General features: G+C 52.6%; 17 protein-coding genes and 1 pseudogene. 9 read left to right on the top strand and 9 right to left on the bottom strand.

The genetic code is table 11. The features are described from left to right. Nucleotides 1–423, top strand: a pseudogene (locus tag JTI85_RS21150) (NAD(P)/FAD-dependent oxidoreductase); the annotation flags it as partial. A gap of 104 nt (nt 424–527) precedes the next feature. Here the strand turns inward: JTI85_RS21150 and rsmJ are convergent. Together rsmJ and prlC are read right to left on the bottom strand one after the other, a co-directional pair. After that, entirely contained in the window at nt 528–1,277 is a 750-nt protein-coding gene (rsmJ, locus tag JTI85_RS00120; protein ID WP_048213631.1) for a 16S rRNA (guanine(1516)-N(2))-methyltransferase RsmJ, read from the bottom strand. A 134-nt stretch (nt 1,278–1,411) separates the two neighbouring features. Beyond that, nucleotides 1,412–3,454, bottom strand: coding sequence for an oligopeptidase A (prlC, locus tag JTI85_RS00125; protein WP_219351968.1), 2,043 nt, complete (start codon nt 3,452–3,454; stop codon nt 1,412–1,414). 208 nt (nt 3,455–3,662) lie between these two features. Between prlC and JTI85_RS00130 the strand changes: the two genes are divergently transcribed. Further along, on the top strand, nt 3,663–4,505 hold the full coding sequence (locus JTI85_RS00130; RefSeq protein WP_003023347.1) for a 23S rRNA (adenine(2030)-N(6))-methyltransferase RlmJ: 843 nt from the start codon (nt 3,663–3,665) through the stop codon (nt 4,503–4,505). Nucleotides 4,506–4,609: 104 nt separating this feature from the next. After that, complete coding sequence (gene gorA / locus JTI85_RS00135) at nt 4,610–5,962, top strand: glutathione-disulfide reductase (RefSeq protein ID WP_219351969.1); 1,353 nt, start codon at nt 4,610–4,612, stop codon at nt 5,960–5,962. 66 nt (nt 5,963–6,028) lie between these two features. On the opposite strand, the gene dinQ is transcribed toward gorA, so the two are convergent. Next, on the bottom strand, nt 6,029–6,112 hold the full coding sequence (gene dinQ, locus JTI85_RS00140; RefSeq protein ID WP_003837776.1) for a damage-inducible type I toxin DinQ: 84 nt from the start codon (nt 6,110–6,112) through the stop codon (nt 6,029–6,031). Nucleotides 6,113–6,296: 184 nt separating this feature from the next. Then, the gene (locus JTI85_RS00145; protein WP_003837773.1) at nt 6,297–7,691 is read right to left on the bottom strand and encodes a cytochrome-c peroxidase; all 1,395 of its coding nucleotides are present in this window, start codon (nt 7,689–7,691) and stop codon (nt 6,297–6,299) included. 427 nt (nt 7,692–8,118) lie between these two features. Between JTI85_RS00145 and JTI85_RS00150 the strand changes: the two genes are divergently transcribed. Next, nucleotides 8,119–9,768, top strand: a complete 1,650-nt coding sequence (locus JTI85_RS00150; RefSeq protein ID WP_199946224.1) for an alpha,alpha-trehalase — start codon at nt 8,119–8,121, stop codon at nt 9,766–9,768. Between the two features lie 38 nt (nt 9,769–9,806). Here the strand turns inward: JTI85_RS00150 and JTI85_RS00155 are convergent, their stop codons facing one another. Continuing rightward, nucleotides 9,807–11,396: an STY4199 family HEPN domain-containing protein gene (locus tag JTI85_RS00155; protein ID WP_172741941.1), complete on the bottom strand. Its 1,590-nt coding sequence runs from the start codon at nt 11,394–11,396 to the stop codon at nt 9,807–9,809. Between the two features lie 415 nt (nt 11,397–11,811). Here JTI85_RS00155 and JTI85_RS00160 point away from each other — a divergent pair, with 415 nt between their 5' ends. After that, entirely contained in the window at nt 11,812–12,162 is a 351-nt protein-coding gene (locus JTI85_RS00160; protein ID WP_048213804.1) for a lysozyme, read from the top strand. A gap of 18 nt (nt 12,163–12,180) precedes the next feature. Here the strand turns inward: JTI85_RS00160 and JTI85_RS00165 are convergent, their stop codons facing one another. Continuing rightward, entirely contained in the window at nt 12,181–12,783 is a 603-nt protein-coding gene (locus tag JTI85_RS00165; RefSeq protein ID WP_061066778.1) for a response regulator transcription factor, read from the bottom strand. Nucleotides 12,784–13,149: 366 nt separating this feature from the next. Continuing rightward, on the bottom strand, nt 13,150–13,908 hold the full coding sequence (locus JTI85_RS00170) for an SDR family NAD(P)-dependent oxidoreductase (protein ID WP_219351970.1): 759 nt from the start codon (nt 13,906–13,908) through the stop codon (nt 13,150–13,152). 119 nt (nt 13,909–14,027) lie between these two features. Here JTI85_RS00170 and JTI85_RS00175 point away from each other — a divergent pair, with 119 nt between their 5' ends. From JTI85_RS00175 to JTI85_RS00185, 3 genes are all read left to right on the top strand, one after another. Beyond that, nucleotides 14,028–14,927, top strand: a complete 900-nt coding sequence (locus tag JTI85_RS00175) for a LysR family transcriptional regulator (RefSeq protein ID WP_219351971.1) — start codon at nt 14,028–14,030, stop codon at nt 14,925–14,927. A gap of 70 nt (nt 14,928–14,997) precedes the next feature. After that, complete coding sequence (yhjD, locus tag JTI85_RS00180) at nt 14,998–15,996, top strand: inner membrane protein YhjD (RefSeq protein WP_048213638.1); 999 nt, start codon at nt 14,998–15,000, stop codon at nt 15,994–15,996. Nucleotides 15,997–16,296: 300 nt separating this feature from the next. Then, nucleotides 16,297–17,619 (top strand): MFS transporter, encoded by a 1,323-nt coding sequence (locus tag JTI85_RS00185; protein WP_048213639.1) that lies wholly within the window; start codon nt 16,297–16,299, stop codon nt 17,617–17,619. A gap of 93 nt (nt 17,620–17,712) precedes the next feature. Here the strand turns inward: JTI85_RS00185 and JTI85_RS00190 are convergent, their stop codons facing one another. After that, nucleotides 17,713–19,773, bottom strand: coding sequence for an AsmA family protein (locus JTI85_RS00190; RefSeq protein WP_219351972.1), 2,061 nt, complete (start codon nt 19,771–19,773; stop codon nt 17,713–17,715). 77 nt (nt 19,774–19,850) lie between these two features. Then, nucleotides 19,851–20,618: a cyclic-guanylate-specific phosphodiesterase gene (gene pdeH, locus JTI85_RS00195; RefSeq protein WP_005133851.1), complete on the bottom strand. Its 768-nt coding sequence runs from the start codon at nt 20,616–20,618 to the stop codon at nt 19,851–19,853. A gap of 227 nt (nt 20,619–20,845) precedes the next feature. Here pdeH and JTI85_RS00200 point away from each other — a divergent pair, with 227 nt between their 5' ends. Beyond that, a complete protein-coding gene (locus JTI85_RS00200; protein ID WP_219351973.1) occupies nt 20,846–21,775 on the top strand; it encodes a sugar kinase in 930 nt (309 codons plus the stop codon). Nucleotides 21,776–21,861 lie beyond the last annotated feature (86 nt).

Here is a 21,861-nt window from a genome sequence, read left to right on the forward strand (position 1 = left end):
CAAATTGACGCCCCGCGCGATCGCCTGGGTCGTCTGCATGTAAATGCCAATCTGCAGGTGGTGGGTCACGATGATATCTACGCCACTGGCGATGTAGCCTACGCCGCCACCGACGACAAAGGCAACCATGCGCTGATGACCTGTCAGCACGCGATTTTGTTGGGCAAGTTCGCCGGGAACAACGCGGCAGCCAGCTTGCTAAACGTTGCGCCACTGCCATATCGTCAGGAAAACTACGTCACCTGTCTGGATCTTGGCGCATGGGGCGCGGTGTATAGCGAAGGATGGGATCAGCAGGTGAAACTGACGCGCGCAGAAGCGAAAAAGCTGAAGGTATCTATTGTCAGTGAGTTGATATATCCACCGAAGGCTGACAAGGCCGTGGCGTTTGAGATTGCCGATCCGTTGGCTCCATTCGTGTAGTCTAATCGCCGGATGCGGCTACCGCCTTATCCGGCCTACTAACGGCACCGAACTGTAGGCCTGATAAGCGCAGCGCCATCGGGCACTATAGCTCACCATCTGGCCTATGCCGTTCCCGCATAAATATCAAACCGATGCCCTTTCGTGACTACCGCATTGGGTGTCGCCACATCAGCGAGCGGCGGCGCGTAATCCGGGCGCTTCACCACGACACGTTTAGTCGCCAGCTGACGTGCTGGCGCCAACAAACCATCGGCATCTAAGTCTGGCCCCACCAGCGACTGAAACACGCGCATCTCTTTTTTCACCAGCGCGCTTTTCTGCTTATGTGGAAACATCGGGTCGAGGTACACCACCTGCGGGCGCGGCGTAATATCCGTTAACGCCGTCAGGCTTGAGGCGTGAATCAACTGCAAACGCTCCTGCAGCCACGGACCGATTTCCGGGTCGGCATACCCGCGCGCCAGGCCATCGTCGAGCAGTGCCGCAACCACCGGATTACGTTCCAGCATCCGTACATGGCAGCCCACCGAGGCCAGTACAAACGCATCGCGTCCCAGCCCGGCGGTCGCATCGACCACGTCCGGCAGGTAATCGCCTTTAATGCCGACCGCCTTCGCCACCGCTTCACCGCGGCCACCGCCAAATTTGCGCCGATGGGCCATCGCACCGCCGACAAAATCAACGAAAATGCCGCCGAGTTTCGGCTCATCACGCTTGCGCAGCTCCAGGTGTTCCGGCGTCATTACCAGCGCCATCAGGTTATCTTCATCGTGTTCCAGCCCCCAGCGGGCGGCCAGAACAGATAAGGCGCCGTCTCCGGCGCCTGTTTCATCAATTAAGCAGATTTTCAATTCCGCTTTACCCTAAATAATTCGAGTTGCATCAAGACAACAAGTGAAGGAATCCCTGGGAACGTACAAATAGTACGTGACCAGGGTGAGTGAGCGCAGTTGCCGAAGAGGCAGCTTGAAGTATGACGGGTAAATCAGCCTTTAATCCCGTAATGCTCAAGCATCGCATCAAGCTGTGGTTCACGACCACGGAAGCGTTTGAACAGCGCCATAGGCTCTTCAGAACCGCCACGGGTAAGGATGTTATCGAGGAACGATTGTCCGGTTTCGCGGTTGAAAATCCCTTCATCTTCAAAGCGAGAGAAGGCGTCCGCCGCCAGGACATCAGCCCACAGATAGCTGTAGTAGCCTGCTGCGTAGCCGCCCGCAAAAATATGGCTGAAAGCGTGTGGGAAACGGCCCCATGTCGGCCCTGGCACCACAGCAACCTGCTTTTTAATCTCTGCCAGGGTTTCAAGGATTTTCGCCCCTTGCTGCGGGTTAAATTCCGCGTGCAGACGGAAATCAAACAGACCGAACTCCAGTTGACGCAGAATAAACAGCGCCGCCTGGTAGTTTTTCGCCGCCAGCATTTTATCCAGCAGTTCCTTCGGCAGCGGTTCACCGGTCTCAAAGTGACCAGAGATAAACGCCAACGCTTCCGGCTCCCAACACCAGTTCTCCATAAACTGGCTCGGCAGTTCGACCGCATCCCATGGCACACCGTTGATACCGGAAACGCCCGCGGTTTCGATACGGGTCAGCATATGGTGCAGACCGTGGCCGAACTCGTGGAACAGGGTAATCACTTCATCGTGGGTAAACAGCGCGGGTTTGCCGTTCACCGGACGGTTAAAGTTACAGGTCAGGTAGGCGACCGGTTTTTGCAACGAGCCGTCACTTTTACGCATCTGGCCGACGCAGTCGTCCATCCACGCCCCGCCGCGTTTATGTTCACGGGCATACAGGTCGAGGTAGAAGCTGCCGCGCAGCTCGTTGTTTTCGTCGTACAGCTCGAAGAAACGAACTTCCGGGTGCCAGACGTCAACATCGGTGCGCTCTTTGGCAGTGATGCCATAAATACGTTTAACCACTTCAAACAGGCCGTTAACCGCTTTGTTTTCCGGGAAATATGGGCGCAGCTGCTCGTCGCTGATGCTGTAGAGGTGCTGTTTTTGTTTCTCGCTGTAGTAAGCGATATCCCACGGCTGCAGCTCATCAACACCAAATTCCGCTTTCGCGAAGGCGCGCAACTGAGCCAGCTCTTTCTCCCCCTGCGGACGGGCACGTTTCGCCAGATCGGTCAGGAAGTCGAGGACCTGCTGCGGGTTTTCCGCCATTTTGGTAGCCAGAGATTTAAAGGCGTAGCTTTCAAAGCCCAGCAGCTGTGCCAGTTCGTGGCGCAGCGCGAGGATCTCTTCCATTATCGGGCTGTTGTCCCATTTGCCCGCATTCGGCCCCTGGTCAGACGCGCGCGTGGAGTAAGCGCGATACATCTCTTCACGCAGCCCCTGGTTGTCACAGTAGGTCATCACCGGCAGGTAGCTTGGGATATCCAGCGTTAACAGATAGCCTTCCTGCTCTTTGGCTTGCGCCTGAGCCTTCGCCGCAGCCAGCGCGCTTTCCGGCATACCAGCCAGCTCGGCTTCATCGGTGACTAACTTCGTCCAGCCCATCGTGGCATCCAGCACGTTATTGCTGTACAAGTTGCCGAGCTCAGACAGGCGGGTGGCGATCTCACCATAGCGCTGCTGTTTTTCCTTCGGCAGACCAATACCAGAAAGCTCAAAATCGCGCAGCGCGTTATCGACCGCTTTTTTCTGCGCGGTGTTCAGGGTGGTGTAATGATCGCCATCACGCAGGTCGCGGTACGCTTTGTACAGGCCTTCATGTTGTCCAACCCAGGTGCTGTATTCAGACAGCAGCGGCAGCGTTTGTTCGTAGGCTTCGCGCAGTTCCGGGCTGTTTTTCACCGAGTTCAGATGGCTGACCGGAGAGAAAATACGCCCCAGTACGTCGTCAACTTCCGCCAGAGGCTGGCAGAGATTTTCCCAGGTGTACGGCGCGCCCTGCGCAACCACGCGTTCAACGTTTTCGCGGCAATCGTTCAGCGCCTTAGTGACGGCAGGCACAACGTGCTCAGGCTGAATTTTAGAAAACGGCGGCAGTTCGAAGGGAGTCAGCAATGGATTGGTCATTAGCGCGGTCCTGTTGAAAAGAGTGAATGAAGCGCGTATCCGGCGCTGTGCATATTAATTTGTACAATGGGGTTAAGTGTAGAGGATTTCAATGCTAACCGTGACGGAAAGACGCCCGGTGGTGCTGCGCTTACCGGGCCTACGGGTAATCTGTGCCGATCTGCTGTAAACTGTGGCAAATCGTCATTTCAGCGGAATTTCATTACCCATGCTCAGTTATCGCCACAGTTATCACGCAGGCAACCACGCCGACGTCCTGAAACACACCGTCCAGAGCCTGATCATCGAGTCGCTCAAAGAGAAAGAAAAACCGTTTCTCTATCTGGACACCCATGCTGGCGCTGGCCGTTATCAGCTGAGCAGTGAGCATGCCGAACGTACCGGTGAATATCTGGAAGGGATCGCCCGTATCTGGCAGCAGGACGATTTGCCTGCCGAACTGGAACCCTACATTGGCGTGGTGCAACACTTCAACCGTAGCGGTCAGCTGCGCTACTACCCGGGCTCTCCGTTAATTGCTCGCCAGCTGCTGCGCGAACAGGATAGCCTGCAATTAACTGAACTGCACCCGAGCGACTTTCCCCTGCTGCGCGGCGAATTCCAGAAAGATGAGCGCGCACGCGTGGCCAAAGCCGATGGTTATCAGCAACTGAAAGCAAAATTGCCGCCGGTTTCACGTCGTGGGCTGATCCTTATCGATCCACCCTACGAAATCAAAAGCGACTACCAGGCGGTGGTCACCGGTATTAACGAAGGCTACAAGCGTTTCGCGACCGGCACTTATGCGCTGTGGTATCCGGTGGTTCTGCGCCAACAAATCAAGCGCATGATCCACGATCTCGAAGACACCGGCATCCGCAAAATTCTGCAAATTGAACTGGCGGTGCGCCCGGACAGCGATCAGCGCGGTATGACAGCGTCTGGCATGATTGTGATTAACCCGCCGTGGAAGCTTGAGCAGCAGATGAACAACGTTCTGCCGTGGTTGCACAGCAAACTGGTTCCGGCAGGAACCGGTCATACCTCGGTAAGCTGGATCGTGCCGGAGTAATCGCAGCCATCGGTGGAACCTTTTAATATCAGGTATACAATCGCGAATATTTTGGCGGATGGCGTAACGCTTCTCCGCCCTACAATGAACATGAAGGAGCGGTCATGACCAAGCACTATGATTACATCGCTATTGGCGGCGGCAGCGGCGGTATTGCCTCCATTAACCGTGCGGCAATGTACGGCCAGAAATGCGCGCTGATTGAAGCCAAAGAGCTGGGCGGCACCTGCGTTAACGTTGGCTGCGTACCGAAGAAAGTGATGTGGCATGCCGCACAAATCCGCGAAGCGATTCATATGTACGGCCCGGATTACGGTTTCGACACCACCATCAATAAGTTCGACTGGGATAAACTGATCGCCAGCCGTACCGCCTATATCGATCGCATTCATACCTCGTACGACAACGTGCTGGGTAAAAATAACGTCGATGTGATTAAAGGCTTTGCCCGCTTCGTGGACGCTAAAACCATTGAAGTGAACGGTGAAACCATTACTGCCGATCATATTTTGATCGCCACCGGCGGTCGCCCGAGCCATCCGAACATTCCGGGTGTGGAATACGGGATCGACTCCGACGGTTTCTTTGAGCTGCCCGCGCTGCCGAAACGCGTTGCGGTCGTCGGCGCAGGCTACATCGCCGTTGAGCTGGCAGGCGTGATTAACGGCCTGGGTGCCCAAACGCATCTGTTCGTGCGTAAACACGCACCGCTGCGCAGCTTCGACCCGATGATCGTCGACACGCTGGTCGAGGTGATGAACGCCGAAGGTCCGACCCTGCATACGCACGCGATTCCGAAAGCGGTCGTTAAAAACGCTGACGGCAGCCTGACCTTGCAACTGGAAGATGGTCGTAGCGAAACGGTAGATTGCCTGATTTGGGCAATTGGTCGTGAACCAGCCACCGATAACTTCAACCTGGCAGCGACTGGCGTGAAAACCAACGAAAAAGGTTACATCGTCGTGGATAAATTCCAGAACACCAGCGTGCCGGGGATTTATGCCGTCGGCGATAACACCGGCGCCGTTGAGCTGACGCCAGTTGCCGTCGCGGCGGGCCGTCGCCTGTCCGAACGTCTGTTTAACAACAAACCGGACGAGCATCTGGATTACAGCAACATCCCGACCGTGGTCTTCAGCCATCCGCCAATTGGCACCGTAGGCTTAACCGAGCAGCAGGCTCGCGAACAGCACGGCGATGACCAGGTGAAAGTGTATAAATCATCGTTTACCGCGATGTATACCGCTGTCACCACTCACCGTCAGCCGTGCCGCATGAAGCTGGTGTGCGTCGGTCCGGAAGAGAAGATTGTCGGTATTCACGGCATTGGTTTTGGCATGGACGAAATGCTGCAAGGCTTCGCGGTCGCACTGAAAATGGGCGCCACCAAGAAAGATTTCGATAACACCGTTGCCATTCACCCAACGGCGGCAGAAGAGTTCGTTACCATGCGTTAATCGCACTTCATGAGTGTTAAAGGGCAAAGAGGGGTTAGCTCTTTGCCCTTAGTTACGTTTCCGCTATCAGTTCAAAAGTTGCAGCAGATAGCGGATCAGCTCCAGCAACGCGATTAACGCTCCCAGAACGATGATTGCTTTATCAATCACCCGTTTTCTCCATCAGATGGAGTGAGAATGCACCCGCTTACTCATCCATTGCCTGTCACGGGGCATGCTCCATTGTTAGATGATAACTATCTCACTCCGGCCAGAGCCACCAACTCGGGCTGAAGCGTAAAAAAACCGACGTGAAGTCGGTTTTTTTACGTCCGAATCAGGACCAGGGCAAAGTCTATTTACCCTGCATATACGGCGTATACACCCCGTTCAGACTCTCAAGGAACGCCACGATATCGTCAATATCTTCCTGCGGCAGTTCTTTACCCACCTGATAACGCAGCATCAGTTTTACCGCACCATCAAGTGTTGGCACATCACCGCGATGGAAATAAGGTGCAGTCAGCGCAACATTACGCAAGCCAGGGACTTTTTGACGCAGCTTGTCACGTAATTCATTAGTGACGTTCATGCGGCCAATATCTGCGGCAGTGACCTCGCCGAAATTAAAGTCCTTTTTCAAACCCAATGGCTCAAATGAGCGTCCGCCTAAAATAATACCGCCATGACAGGTCGCACACTTATTATCTTTAAACAACTGATAGCCATGTTTCTGCTGGGCAGTTAACGCCGCTTCATCGCCGCGTAGCCATTTATCAAACGGCGAATTTGGCGTAATTAGCGTTTTCTCAAACTCAGCAATCGCATCGGTAATATTATCCCCGCTGAATCCCTGCGGATAAACCGCGATAAACTCTTGTTTGAGTTGCGGATCCTTATCCAGTTTCTGAATAATTTCATCCCAGGATTTAGACGCCATCTCGATAGGGTTCAACGGCGGGCCGCCTGCCTGCGCCTGCAATGTTGGCGCGCGGCCATCCCAGAACTGTTCCACGTTAAACACGGAGTTAAACACCGTTGGCGCGTTGATCGGCCCAACCGCTCCGCCTACGCCGATTGACGTTTTGCGACCATCCACGCCGCCCGCATTCAGGGCGTGGCAGTGCGCGCAAGAAATCGTGCTGTCACCGGAAATACGCGGGTCGTGGTAAAGCGTAAAGCCCAGCGCCACTTTACGGGCATCGGTCGGAATGCTTTCCGGTATCGGCTGCACAGGCTCATTACGATGCTGCGCGGCGGTATCGTTACTGGCGTAATACTGCTCGCGCTGTTTCGCAATCCAGCCCAGGATCTCTGCTCGCTCCGTATCGCTTACCTTGCCAGCCCAGTGCAGCGCGGTATAACGCGTTGGCGGCATGGTGTCGTACTGCATCACCCATTCAATTTTATTCAGATCGCTTTGCGAAACGGGTTTATCCGCAACCAGCGCCGCACGCACGGCTTCAAGATTGAATGATTTGTATCCCAGTTGAATATCGTAATTCATCAACTGTTTAGCGACAGGAAAAGAAGAATAGAAAGGTAATTCCGCTGAAGGGGTATGACAATAATCGCATCCTTTTTCGCGTAAAAACCCTAATACTTTATTATTTTCTTCCAGCGTAGAGGCCTGAACATCAGCCTGTTTACTCCGTTGATTATCGTGATACCACACATAACCGGATAATCCAAAATAACAAATCACGACGCCAGCTATGGCTATCGCGGTAAGACGGGTAATGATTTTCATTATTTTACCCTCACCGTTGTGAGTTATTGTGACCCAGAAAAATTAGAATAATGAGTGCATAGTCTTTATCAGACTTAACCATCATAGAAAGTAGGGAATTTATTATTTTGATAAGTATCAAGCAATTACATGGGGGATAACTATCGATAGAATAGCCTGTGCCTATTACGGAGATAAGCTGTTATGGTTTTCCGTTCACAACTCGTTGCAATCGAATGTCCTGAAAATGAAATATCTTCAGGTCACGCAGGATTATGAATTCTTCATTATATTCATTGGGATAGTCTTATTTTCTAAATAATATGCAGCACTAAAATGTGATCAACCGCACGCTTTACTCACCAGACACCGAAGCGAAAGTCTACGCTTAACTGACGACCGGGCAATAGCCTTAATCTTTCAACGTCCATCGGAGGTCTTTCTCATTATGCTCAACCAGAAACTACCCCACGCCCCTTCAGAAGAAATGACGATCGATATCGATCTGCTTTATGAAATGGATCCGTGCGAGTTAAAGCTGGATGAAATGATTGAGGCAGAGCCAGAGCCGGAGATGATTGCAGGGTTACCCGCGTCAGATGCGTTAACCCCCGCCGATCGTTACCTCGAGCTGTTTGAACACGTCCAGTCATCCAAACTATTTGCTGATAGCAAAACCTTCCCTGATTGTGCGCCCAAAATGGACCCACTGGACATTTTAATCCGCTATCGCAAAGTTAAACGCCACCGCGACTTTGATCTGCGACGTTTCGTCGAGAACCATTTCTGGCTACCGGAAACGCCCTCCAGTGAATATGTGTCCGATCCGGCAAGCTCGCTGAAAGAACATATCGATCAACTGTGGCCTGTGCTGACGCGCGAGCCGCAGGATCACATTCCCTGGTCCTCGCTGCTGGCGTTACCGCAGTCATATATTGTGCCCGGCGGACGTTTTAGCGAAACCTACTACTGGGATTCCTACTTTACCATGCTGGGTCTGGCAGAGAGCGGCCGCGAAGATCTGCTGAAGTGTATGGCGGATAACTTTGCCTGGATGATTGAAAACTATGGTCACATCCCCAACGGTAACCGTACCTACTACCTGAGCCGTTCGCAGCCGCCGGTCTTTGCGCTGATGGTGGAACTGTTTGAAGAAGATGGCGTGCGCGGCGCGCGTCGCTACCTTGAACATCTAAAAATGGAATACGCATTCTGGATGGATGGCGCCGATTCCCTGGTGCTCAACCAGGCCTACCGTCACGTGATCAGAATGTCGGACGGCTCTCTGCTCAACCGCTATTGGGACGATCGTGATACGCCGCGTGATGAATCATGGCTTGAAGACGTCGAGACCGCCAAGCATTCAGGTCGCCCGCCCAATGAGGTGTATCGGGATTTGCGCGCGGGCGCGGCCTCCGGCTGGGATTATTCCTCGCGCTGGCTACGCGATGCAGGCCGCCTTGCCAGCATACGCACCACTCAGTTCATCCCGATTGATCTGAACGCCTTCCTCTACAAGCTGGAAAGCACCATCGCCAATATTTCCGCGCTGAAAGGCGACAAAGAAACGGAAGCGCAGTTTCGCCAGAAAGCCAGTGACCGCCGCGATGCGGTGAACCGCTATCTGTGGGACGATGAAAACGGCTGCTATCGCGATTACGACTGGCGGCGCGAACAAATGGCCCTTTTCTCTGCTGCCAGTATTGTGCCGCTGTATGTCGGTATGGCAACACATGAACAAGCCGACCGACTCGCCAACACGGTACGCAGCCGCTTACTCACGCCAGGCGGGATTTTAGCAACCGAGTATGAAACCGGCGAGCAGTGGGATAAACCCAACGGCTGGGCACCGCTGCAGTGGATGGCGATTCAGGGGTTTAAACTGTATGGCGATGACCATCTCGGTGATGAAATTGCCCGTAACTGGCTGAAAACAGTTAATGTTTTTTATCATGAACACCACAAGCTAATTGAAAAGTACCATATCGCTGACGGCACGCCGCGCGAAGGCGGCGGCGGGGAATATCCGCTGCAGGACGGATTTGGCTGGACGAATGGCGTGGTGCGCCGATTAATCGGTTTGTACGGTGAACCGTAAATGTCTGACGGCCTGATGCCACGAAATGCATCGGGCCGTTAGTTAATGGCATCGTACAGCGCGGTGTGGATTTTCTGCCATTTTTTGTTCTCTGCATTTGGATCTGCGCGCACACGCAGTTGGGCCTGTTCCATATCATACTGCTGACGAGCAACGACCTCCGGTGTCGAGCAGAAACTTTGTAGGTAGCTTTTATGCAGTGACGTCAGTGATGCGCCATTCGACATGGCATGACTGAGCGTAGTCATAAACTGCTGGCAGGGTTTAGCCTCATCCATCTGTGAGGGATACCGCAGCAGCAGCTTCAGAACTGCGGTGTTCCCCGCGGAAAATGCCTGCTCCGTCCACGCCAGCTTCCAGTCCATACCTCCTTGCAGGAACAGCGACGTGACGCGGGTATCGTTGCGATCGATAGCCGCCCGCATATTAAAGGTATCCCATGTAATGCCCATCCGGGTCACCGATTCTCGCGCAGAAGGCGCATCACGCCGCGGCTCTTCCTGCACTATCTCAACAGTTTGCCCTGAAGATGCTTGCGGTGCAGGTGCATTGAATAGCCAGAAAGCGCCCAGCGAGATCGCCAGAACCATAACACCGACAGCCACCCACAACATGCCGGAAATCAGCTGTTCGCGCTCTTCGGCCGTACGCTGCGCTCGCTTCTCAGGAGGATCGATACTGTCGGCAATTTCCTTTTTATCGCCTCCAGCCTGCTCGTCTTTTTGCCTTGCCGTTTCCCAGAATTGACGAACCGTCGACTCATCAGATTCCAGATACGATGCAGGATTGATACGCGTTCGGCGCTCTTCAAACGCCCGCTGCACAGAATGCGTAATTTGTTGGTACTGGTAATTTAACAGCATCAGCTGTACTGACGTCAGCGGTTGCTGAGCAATGACAGCGTTTCGCGCCAGTCGGCAATCATCCAGAAACATTCGCAGCGTTAAGCGCGGTTCGACAAACAGCATCAACACTGACGTATCATTAAAAATCTGCGTAAAGTGGCGAACAAATAGTTTCTTATCGACCACCATCAACGCCAGTTCGCTAAACAGCATGCCGTCCAGCGCATCACGTCCTTCGCCCAGCTTTAACCAGCGACGCAAGCGTTCGGCACCAAAGTGCTGCTTCAGAAAACTGTTTAGCGGATGCTGATCTGGCCATACCCGTGCGACGAGGGCTTTGAGCGTTAACTCTATTGCGCGAAGCTGACGCTGCGCCCGCATCTGCGCATCCTGCCCCCCGATGTCGATATCGGTTTGATAGTTCAGGAGCGGCTGTTGCTGGCGTAATTGCTCCAGTGCTGCTACAAAACGCAGCGCGGAAATCAGCTGGTTTTCACTGACATCCTGACCGCTTTCATACTGAGGCACACTCTGTTGAAGATGGCGTAAACGCAACGTGAACTGGCTGAGTTGCGCATCATTCATCTGCAAGCGTCTGGCGACAGCCCCCCAACCGCCCAGATTCAGTCGGGCCTGATCGAGTTGCTCCAGAAACCAACGCGGATCTTTGCCCTCTGCCACATGTACGCCTAACAGCAGCAAAATTTCCACCGACGCCTGACGGATGATCCCCAAACAGTGTTCAAATGGCGCACATGTCGCCTGTAACGCGCTATTGGTCATTATCTTCCCTAAAAGAGCCCAGAAAGGTGCGGCCTCACGATGTATTTCGTTATCTTTTTATAAACGTGGCACAGCGCAGAATTGTGCCGCTGTAGACTAGAACACATTCATATAACAAATAAATGCGTTTTGCAGTGACAACGGCAAAATCATTGAAATTTATTCTGGAGATAAATCCTCCGTGTCGGTGTTGAAAACAGCGCGACTGCCCCTCAATGACGGAGGGTGACTGGTTATGCCTGGTGATACGCAATAGCATATCGGGAAAAGTGCCTGAGATGACAGGATGTTTAGCCGGTTAAAACGTGAATGCCGCCCCTTAAGTCGTAAGGCGTTTATGGTCAAAAATGGCCATATGGCAACTACGTCTGCTGATAATTATCTTTATACTGTTTTTCTTTTAAGAGAAATCATTATGCCGCATTGTGCCGCTCATTTTACCTCCGCCGGTATTGCATTTATCAAGCAATGGCAGGGCCTGTCGCTGGAAAAGTATCAGGATAAAAATGGTGTATGGGTCATTGGCTACGGGCATGAAATTACACCCGATGAAACCTTTATTGCCCCCATTTCAATGGCGCAGGCAGAATCCCTGCTGCTCACAGATCTGGATATCTGCCAAGCATTAATACGCACAAATAAACCTCAGCTTAACGACCCGTTTCAACAAGAAGTCTTTATTGCGTGGATGCTAAGTGTTGGGATAACGCGCTTTTGTCACGCAGAAAGGTGGCCGGTTAATATTTCACAGCCAGATAGCGTCTGACCGTGAAATAAATATCAATTATAGAAATTCATTTAACATCATTGCTGCCTGAGTACGGTTTTTAACTTCCAGGCGCTGATAAAGTGACTCAAGGTGGGCTTTTACCGTTCCGGTACTGATATTTAACAGCCGACCAATTTGTTTATTTGACTCACCAGCCGCCAGCATGGTCAGGATCTCCCGCTGGCGGGCGCTTAATGTTTTTATATTTTGCCGACTGCTATCGTTTGTCGCTAAGTGATCCCTGGGAAGAAACATCATGCCCATCGCAACGCTGTTAAGCGCCAGAGTAAAGGTTTCTGCATCAGAGTCACGCGGCACAATGGCCAGCACGTTTAATTGCGTCACATCCTGCAGCCATTTCTTACTGCAATCAGTGGCAGAGATCAGCACCTTCACCGTTGAAAAAGAGTGTGCAATCTGTTGCAGCAAGCTGCAGCAAAACTCACCGTCGAGATCACCGTCCAGCATGAGCAGCGCATCTGGGGTATTTTCCAGTTTTTGCCAAAGGTCATCTGCCTGACTGACACCCTGAACATTCACTCCTGGAATTCGTTGCTGCAAACTTATATTCATTCCATGAATAAATATTGACTGCCTGTCAAACATTATTACCTGCATTATTAACTCTCCGTCTAAAAAATAGTAGTCTTGAGACGCGAAAGGGTATTCTTCACGAGGAAAAATAATAACTCACCATTTGGCAGGGGTCATTCTACCGATAAGCGAAGAATAAAAAAGCAAGAGTTATGAATAGTTACAGCTCAAGAAAAAGGATTACACAAAGCGGGCAGAACAGGATAGATTTCTGAGACATTCCTCATTTATCGAGGGTCAGAATTCCTTATTAATATTAATTTTCAGAGAATACATTTTTAGCTGAAAATAAGATATCCTGAAAAAATAATAAATATGTTACAAATTACAATATAGCATTAAGTGCTCATTCAACAGCTACCGCAGCCTATTGAATAAGCACGTTGCACGTTACAGGAACATCCCGCCAGATACCTCAATACGCTGTGCAGTCATCCAGGCGAGTTCATCGCTGAGCAACGCGGCGATGGCATCACCGATATCATCCGGTAACCCGACGCGTCCCAGCGCCGTTTGCGAGGCAATATATGCATTCAGTTGCGCGTTATCACGCACGTTCCCACCGCCGAAATCAGTTTCAATCGCGCCCGGCGCAATAATATTTGCCGTAATACCGCGTTCCCCCAACTCTTTAGCCTGATACCGGGTAAGCACTTCCATCGCCCCTTTCATGGCGGCATAGGCGCTGTAGCCCGGTAGAGCAAAACGCGCCAGGCCGGTCGAGACATTGAGGATCCTTCCCCCCTTGTTCATCAGCGGAAGAAGACTCTGCGTCAGGAAAAATGGCCCCTTAAACTGGATGCTCAGCAATTGGTCAAATTGCGCTTCGGTGAATGCAGAGTACGGCGCAGTAATGCCGATTCCGGCGTTGTTCAATAAATAATCAAACCCTTCGCTTTGCCACTGTGCCTTTAAGCTGTGCTTCATCTGTTCAACGAAGGATGGGAAAGTTGAAATATCCCCGACATTTAACGGTAATGCCGCTGCTTTTCCACCAGATTGCCGAATTTCATCCACAACCTGCTGCGCCTCTTTTTCATTGCTGTTCCACGTCAGGACGATACCTATTCCTTTGTTCGCCAGCTTAAGTGCCGCGTTTTTACCGAGCCCACGACCGCCACCGGTCACTAATGCGATACGTTGCGTCATAAGAAACCTCATTTCAGATGTTGTGATGATTGAGACAAAGCTTATTAGGTGGTAGAAGAACAATAAATATCGCTAATTGCGCATTACTGTTTCATTCAGAACAACAATAGGGCATGGGAATGGATAAAATTCACGCAATGCAGTTGTTCATCCGCGTCGCAGAACTGGAGAGTTTTTCGCGTGCGGCAGACACCCTTGGACTTCCTAAAGGTAGCGTATCGCGCCAAATCCAGGCCCTGGAAAATCATCTGGGTACGCAGCTTCTGCACCGCACTACCCGCCGCGTTCAGCTCACACAAGACGGCATGATCTATTACGAACGTGCAAAAGATCTGTTGAGCAATCTGGATGAACTGGATGGGTTGTTCCATCACGATCCAGCCAGTATTAGCGGTAAGCTGCGCGTCGATATGCCGGTTGGCGTGGCGAGAAATCTGGTCATGCCCCGCCTGCCCGTCTTTTTGCATCAGTATCCAGGGCTGGAGCTTGAACTCAGCAGCAGTGACCGCCTGGTAGACTTAATTCGTGAGGGTTTCGACTGCGTCGTACGCGTTGGCACACTGAAAGATTCGGGGCTGATTGCCCGACCGCTGGGGAAACTCACGCAGGTTAACTGTGCCAGTCCACAGTATCTGGCCCGCTTTGGTTATCCGGAAAGCCTGGAGGATTTGGCCTCACATGCCGTGGTGCATTATTCGGTCAATTTGGGAACACGCGCACAGGGCTTCGAGGTGGCTACAGACAATGGGACTGCATGGGTAAAAACGGGCGGCATGCTGACCGTGAACAGCACAGAAACCTATCATGCGGCATGTCTTGCCGGGCTGGGCATTATTCAGGTACCACGCGTCGGGGTGCGTGAAGCCCTTCGCGCCGGTACGCTGGTTGAAGTGTTACCGCAATATCGGGCCGAACCCATGCCCGTTTCTTTGCTCTATCCACATCGCCGGAACCTTTCCCGCCGGGTACATCTGTTCATGGAATGGTTGACCGGTGTGATGAAAGACTATGTGGATTAGCCCATTTTTCGGGAAGTGGGTCTGAGCGGCTATAATGTCATGAGTAAACAAAATAAGGACTACCGATCGGATGACGCAGGAACACGACGCAAAGCACCCTACGCCTGAACAACAGCAAACCGCCACAACGCCGGTGAAAAACGCCACAGCGAACCAGGCGCTGAAAACAGTCATAACCTTCGCAGATAAAATTCAACGTCAACCTGTTATCGCCCACCTGATCCGCGCAGCAGAGCGTTTTAATGACCGAATGGGAAATCAGTTTGGCGCAGCCATCACGTATTTCTCGTTCCTGTCGATGATCCCTATCCTGATGGTGTCGTTTGCGGCGGCCGGTTTTATTCTCGCCTCACACCCCACGTTATTACAGGATATCTTCAGCAAAATATTGCTCAACGTTAGCGATCCGACGCTGGCCTCGACGCTGAAAAACACCATCAATACTGCCGTTCAGCAACGTACCACCGTGGGTCTGGTGGGGCTTGGAATCGCCCTCTACTCTGGTATTAACTGGATGGGAAACCTGCGCGAAGCTATTCGTGCACAGTCGCGGGACCTCTGGGAACGCACACCGCAGGATCAGGAAAAAATATGGGTTAAATACCTGCGTGATTTTGTCTCATTGATTGGATTGCTGATTGCGCTGATCGTTACGCTGTCGATTACCTCCATTGCCGGTTCTGCCCAGCAAATGATCATCTCGGCACTGTATCTCGACGGTATTGAGTGGCTGAAACCCGCGTGGCGATTGATTGGTCTGGCGATCTCCATTTTCGCCAACTATTTGCTGTTCTTCTGGATTTTCTGGCGGCTACCGCGTCACCGACCGCGTAAGAAGGCGCTGATTCGCGGAACATTTATTGCGGCTATTGGCTTTGAGGTGATTAAGATCGTCATGACCTACACGCTGCCATCGTTGGTAAAATCCCCCTCCGGCGCGGCGTTTGGTTCGGTGCTTGGGCTGATGGCATTCTTTTACTTCTTCGCGCGTTTGACCCTGTTCTGCGCCGCCTGGATTGCCACAGCGGAATACAAAGACGACCCGCGTATGCCGGGGAAAACGCAATAGCCACCGCCGGATTAGTTGTGAATTGCCGGATAAGCGCAGCGCCATCCGGCAATTATAATGCCGCCTGCTCTCACCGATTTAGTGAATAAATCCAGAACGTAACTTTTATTTAACCAAAAACCAGTTTTATCAACTAAGTTTTAAATTGTGTGAAGCATTTCATGGAAGTGAAATCTCAAGCCTAAAAATTATCCCCTTTTTGCTCCATTTTTGACCGATCTCAAAGTTTGTTACAGATTGAAATGTCTCTTTTGCTGTGCGTAATATGGCCTTTCGTTCGACCCAAAATAAGAAAATATTATGCAAGCAACCGCCACAACACTCGATAACGAACAAGAACACGCCCCGGTCAATTCGCGCAATAAAGTCGTCGTCGCTTCGCTCATCGGCACTGCCATTGAGTTCTTCGACTTCTATATTTACGCGACCGCGGCGGTGATCGTGTTCCCCCACATCTTCTTCCCGCAGGGTGACCCCACGGCGGCCACACTACAGTCGCTGGCTACCTTTGCTATCGCCTTCGTGGCCCGCCCGATCGGCTCCGCCGTATTCGGCCATTTCGGCGATCGTGTTGGACGTAAAGTCACGCTGGTTGCTTCACTGCTCACCATGGGGATTTCAACGGTTGTGATTGGCCTGCTGCCGGGCTATGAAACAATCGGCATTTTCGCCCCCTTGCTGCTGGCGCTGGCGCGTTTTGGTCAGGGTTTAGGTCTGGGCGGTGAATGGGGCGGCGCGGCGTTGCTGGCAACGGAAAACGCACCACCGCGTAAACGCGCGCTGTACGGTTCATTCCCGCAGTTGGGTGCGCCTATCGGTTTCTTCTTCGCTAACGGCACGTTCCTGTTGCTCTCCTGGCTGTTGACCGACGAACAGTTTATGAGCTGGGGCTGGCGCGTGCCGTTTATCTTCTCTGCCGTACTGGTCATTATCGGTCTCTACGTCCGTGTTTCTCTCCACGAATCGCCGGTATTTGCCAAAGTCGCCGCAGCGAAAAAACAGGTGAAAATCCCGCTGGGTACTCTGCTGACAAAACATGTTCGTGTGACGATCCTTGGCACATTCATCATGCTGGCGACCTATACACTGTTTTATATCATGACCGTCTATTCGATGACGTTCAGCACTGCCGCAGCCCCCGTAGGGCTTGGCCTGCCGCGTAATGAAGTGTTGTGGATGCTGATGATGGCGGTTATTGGCTTTGGCGTTATGGTACCAGTGGCTGGCCTGCTGGCCGATGCGTTTGGTCGTCGCAAGAGCATGCTCATCATCACCACGCTTATCATTCTGTTTGCGCTGTTTGCCTTTAAACCGCTGCTCGGTTCTGGCAATCCGGTGTTGGTGTTCGCTTTCCTGTTGCTTGGCCTGAGCCTGATGGGTCTGACATTCGGCCCGATGGGGGCACTGCTGCCGGAGTTGTTCCCGACTGAAGTGCGCTATACGGGAGCGTCGTTCTCATACAACGTCTCGTCAATTCTCGGTGCCTCTGTTGCCCCTTATATTGCCGCATGGCTGCAGGGGAACTACGGTCTGGCGGCGGTCGGTACGTATCTGGCATCGATGGCGGCTTTAACGCTGATTGCGCTGCTGTTAACCCATGAGACACGGCATCAATCGCTGTAATTTGATTGCCTGATGGCGCTATGCTTATCAGGCCTACAGACTGCAATCCCCCGTAAGCCGGATAAGGTGTTTACACCGCATCCGGCGCGCTCATCACTTCTTCATCTGCGACAGGATCGTCCGGCACTGATTCGTTTCGTTTTCAGACGGAGAAATTAGCGCCAGCAGCGCCGCCGCTGGCGTAACCAGCGTTGCCAGCGCGGCAGCCACCGCACCGCGTGCAATCAGCGGCCCGGCCTTCACGCCAGCCTGTGGATTTTTAAAGGTCCCACGGACATACAGCGGCGAACGCAGGGTAATAATACGAATGCCTTTGCTCTCCGGGTCGATGGTTAAATCCAGTTGCTCAGATGCAAAGCTTGCAGTCCCGGTCACGTTGATCACCGCGTTTTCTGTGTCGAACGCGAAAATTTGTGGGCGCGCGATGCCATTGACGATATCCAGATTTGCCGCTGCGCAGTTCACCCGTACTTCGTCATCACCGAATATTTGTCCGACGATATAGTTACCCAGATTCAGCCCAACGATCTCCATCAGATTGCGACTGACCAATCCATCATTCATCAATAGCTTCAGGTTACCGTTGCTGTTACCCAGCAGCGCAGCCACTGAATTTCCGCTACCGCTCAACCTGGCGTCACCGTTCATCTCACCGAGCGTTTTCTGCATCAACTCCACGTCCGGCATCAGTGCTTTTAGCTTCAGGCGGCGAGCCTGAATATCCGCCTGCCCCCGCATCGGCTTTTTATCCCCTTCCAGATGAATGCTGGAAACAATACTGCCCCCTGCGAGGCCAAATTTCAGTGGCTGCAGGCGCAAGTCAGCATTTTTCAGGAGGATATGGGTGGAGAGATCGCTGATTGGCAGGCTACTGCCGTGTTCGATACGCCGTCCTTTGAAACGCACATCAGCATCCATTACGTTCCATTTGTCGGTTTCAAAACGGTCATACGGCAACACCTTGTCAGCAGGCTGAACGCTCTTCTCACCTTTGCGCTGTTCAGATTGTTTTGCCCGTTCTGCCCCTTTGCCTGAATCCACACCGATCAGCTGCCCCAAATCCGCCAGCCTCAGCTGGCGTGATTCCACATCGCCCTTCAGCATGGGTCGCGGCTTGCCGGTGGTGTAGGCCAGCGTCCCGTGAATATCGCTATCGCCAATGCGACCATTAAAATGGCGGTATTCAAAAAGAGAGGACTTTTCCGGATCGATTTTCGCCACCAGACGCCCGTCCGTTTCAAACGGTGGTGTATCCGGTAACAGCACACCGGTCAAATCGTATAAATCCCCAAGTGAATCCCCAGAGAATTTAAGCCGTAGATCGACACCGCCCATATTCATCGGGTCATTTATCGTGCCGCTAAATACCACGCGCGTGTTGCCCGAGCGAAAGTCTGCCTGTATCGGAAAAGGGGTACCTTCGCCGCGTAACGCCAACATCCCGCCAATTTTTCCCGTTCCGGTTAGCGGCTCACCGTTGTAGCGGCCCTGGGCTTTCAGACCAAAAATGTAATCCTCAACACTGGCGCCCCCTTCTTTGCTGTTGGTGCCTGTCACTTCGCTAAACGGTAGCGGCTTGCCTAGTGGATCGACCAGGATCTCAAGCTCCGACTTCGTCACCTTATCATTAACAGCGATACGCCCTTGATCGAACAAAATGTTATCCAGCCTGAAAGACCACGCGGGTGGCGGCGCATTGGGGTCGCGTTTTTCATCCCCGGCGAAGTTAAAGGTCCAGTTGTTGTTTTCCTCCGACAGCCGAATGAGCCGCGCATCGGGTTTCACCATCTTGACCCACGGTAACCAGATGGTTTTTGTCAGCAATGCCAGTGGGGCGAGCGTAGCTTCAACACGCGGGAGATGCACCATGGTAACGTCGGGAATATCTGGCGGGTTGCCGAGGATGATATCTTCAGCATGAACATGCGGCCACGGAACCCAACTGCGCCAGCCGGTTTCCTGCTTCTGGCGTTCCCAGACGACGCCCAGATCACCGCGTATGGCGAATGGACGGTTGAGTTCAGTAGAGACTTTCTGGTTGATGGTCGGTTTGAGCCGGTTCCAGTCAAATGTCGCAATCACAATGATGAGCACGACGATCAGCAACAAGAAAAACCCTACTACGGATGCGGCTATTTTGCCTGTTTTCGTCACGTTTTCCTCCTGACTTCCTCCCTTGCCTGTCCTAAAGATAGTCCAGCAGGGCGAAAAGGAGGCACGCTACATCCGCATCAAAGCGACAGAATCACCTCTTCCAGGGTACTCAGCGGCACCGGACGAGAGAGGAAATAGCCCTGAGCAGCAAAAGCCGGTGAGTTTTGCACATCACGCCACTCTTCCAGGGTTTCAACACCTTCGACAATCACGCCACGGCAATAGCGGTTCATAAGCTGGAGCAGCAAAGTGAAGAGGTTACGGCCTTCCGGCGTCTGACGCAGCATGACAAACAGATCCCGCGCCACTTTGATGTAGTCGTAACTCACTTCGCTAAGGGCCGAGAAATTGGCCATCCCGGTACCAAAATCATCCAGCCAGAGCGGGCCGAACTCGCACATCGAGGCAAACGACGATCCCTTCGGTAAGCGGATATGCTCTACCAACTCAAAGCGTAACCAGGGCAGGCATTCAATGATTTTCAGGATCTCGGGGTCCTGGCGCATCGCAATGAGCGTCGGGCCATCGACATTGACGGAGGCCAGCAGATCGTGGGCTCTGAAAAAATCACTTTTCAGTTCAAGTTGTTCAAGCTGCTCTTTCACTACCTCAACGCGATGCCGAACAGCAACTTCAGCAAAATAACGGTCTGGCGCAATGCGTTGAGCAGGGTTATCAGGATGGCTCACGACGGTTAGCAGCTCTACGGCCATCAGCCGACCATTGGTCTGGTAAATGGGCTGATAAGTGTAAGCACGCTCGCACTGCAGCCAATAGCGTCGCTCCTGCAAGCATTCGATACTCGCATCTGGCGTAATTAGCTGCTGGGTGACCTGCTTTATCATCTGAGGTGTCCTGTAAATAAGAGTGTGACTGACCGGACTCGTCAAAGGTTATCGGCGCTCAGGCGCAGAACTTTACGTTCAGCAGTACGCAAAATAAAAACAGCGGTAAAAACGACACAGAACACGTTCTGGCTCAAAAAAATAATGGAACGTTGTTTTAATATAGTTGACCACTTAACACCCACAGCGCACACTAACGCTAATTTTTTTCAGAGCAGGTTACGACTATGTCCAGGAAGATTGCCGTGATTGGCGAATGCATGATTGAGCTGTCACAGAAAGGCGCCGACGTTCAGCGCGGATTCGGTGGCGACACGTTGAATACATCCGTTTATATTGCCCGTCAGGTCGATTCTGCGGCCCTTTCCGTACATTACGTCACGGCGCTGGGCACTGACAGTTTCAGCCAGCAAATGCTGGAATCCTGGCAGGGAGAAAACGTCGATACGTCATTAACCCAGCGTATGGAAAACCGTCTGCCGGGTCTCTATTACATTGAGACTGACAGTACTGGCGAGCGCACCTTCTATTACTGGCGTAATGAAGCGGCGGCAAAATTCTGGCTGGAGAGCGAACAATCCGGCGCCATTTGCAAAACGCTGGCGACATTCGACTACCTGTACCTGAGCGGAATCAGCCTGGCGATTTTAAGCCCGGCCAGCCGTGACAAACTGCTGTCGCTGCTGCGCGAGTGTCGCGCCAACGGCGGCAAGGTCATTTTTGACAACAACTACCGCCCGCGTCTGTGGAGCAGCAAAGAAGAAACTCAGCAGGTGTATCAGCAGATGCTGGAGTGCACCAATATTGCGTTCCTGACGCTGGACGATGAAGACGCGCTGTGGGGTGAAAAACCCGTAGAGGACGTAATTGCCCGGACTCACGCAGCTGGCGTACAGGAAGTGGTTGTGAAGCGCGGCGCAGACTCTTGCCTGGTGTCCATCGAGGGTGAAGAACTTATCGATGTACCGGCTGTAAAATTACCGAAAGAAAAAGTGATCGATACCACGGCGGCAGGAGACTCCTTCAGTGCCGGGTATCTGGCAGTGCGTTTAACCGGTGGCGATGCCGCTGAAGCCGCAAAACGCGGCCACCTGACAGCAAGCACCGTTATTCAGCATCGCGGGGCGATTATCCCACGCGATGCCATGCCGCAGTAACGTCGATTATCCGGTCTGCATACCGTAGGCCGGACAAGCAAAGCGCCCCCGGCATCTCCAATGCCGGATAGCGGCGTAACCCCCTT

Origin of the sequence: Citrobacter sp. Colony219 (assembly GCF_019382635.1) — a bacterium.
GTDB lineage: Bacteria > Pseudomonadota > Gammaproteobacteria > Enterobacterales > Enterobacteriaceae > Citrobacter > Citrobacter youngae.

Coding starts and splice junctions, on each gene's coding strand:
- JTI85_RS00175 (WP_219351971.1), top strand. CDS start 14,028: ATGGATAAAATTCACGCAATGCAGTTGTTCATCCGCGTCGCAGAACTG.
- yhjD (WP_048213638.1), top strand. CDS start 14,998: ATGACGCAGGAACACGACGCAAAGCACCCTACGCCTGAACAACAGCAA.
- JTI85_RS00150 (WP_199946224.1), top strand. CDS start 8,119: ATGCTCAACCAGAAACTACCCCACGCCCCTTCAGAAGAAATGACGATC.
- JTI85_RS00160 (WP_048213804.1), top strand. CDS start 11,812: ATGCCGCATTGTGCCGCTCATTTTACCTCCGCCGGTATTGCATTTATC.
- JTI85_RS00170 (WP_219351970.1), bottom strand. CDS start 13,908: ATGACGCAACGTATCGCATTAGTGACCGGTGGCGGTCGTGGGCTCGGT.
- prlC (WP_219351968.1), bottom strand. CDS start 3,454: ATGACCAATCCATTGCTGACTCCCTTCGAACTGCCGCCGTTTTCTAAA.
- JTI85_RS00155 (WP_172741941.1), bottom strand. CDS start 11,396: ATGACCAATAGCGCGTTACAGGCGACATGTGCGCCATTTGAACACTGT.
- JTI85_RS00145 (WP_003837773.1), bottom strand. CDS start 7,691: ATGAAAATCATTACCCGTCTTACCGCGATAGCCATAGCTGGCGTCGTG.
- JTI85_RS00200 (WP_219351973.1), top strand. CDS start 20,846: ATGTCCAGGAAGATTGCCGTGATTGGCGAATGCATGATTGAGCTGTCA.
- JTI85_RS00130 (WP_003023347.1), top strand. CDS start 3,663: ATGCTCAGTTATCGCCACAGTTATCACGCAGGCAACCACGCCGACGTC.
- JTI85_RS00165 (WP_061066778.1), bottom strand. CDS start 12,783: ATGCAGGTAATAATGTTTGACAGGCAGTCAATATTTATTCATGGAATG.
- JTI85_RS00185 (WP_048213639.1), top strand. CDS start 16,297: ATGCAAGCAACCGCCACAACACTCGATAACGAACAAGAACACGCCCCG.
- pdeH (WP_005133851.1), bottom strand. CDS start 20,618: ATGATAAAGCAGGTCACCCAGCAGCTAATTACGCCAGATGCGAGTATC.
- gorA (WP_219351969.1), top strand. CDS start 4,610: ATGACCAAGCACTATGATTACATCGCTATTGGCGGCGGCAGCGGCGGT.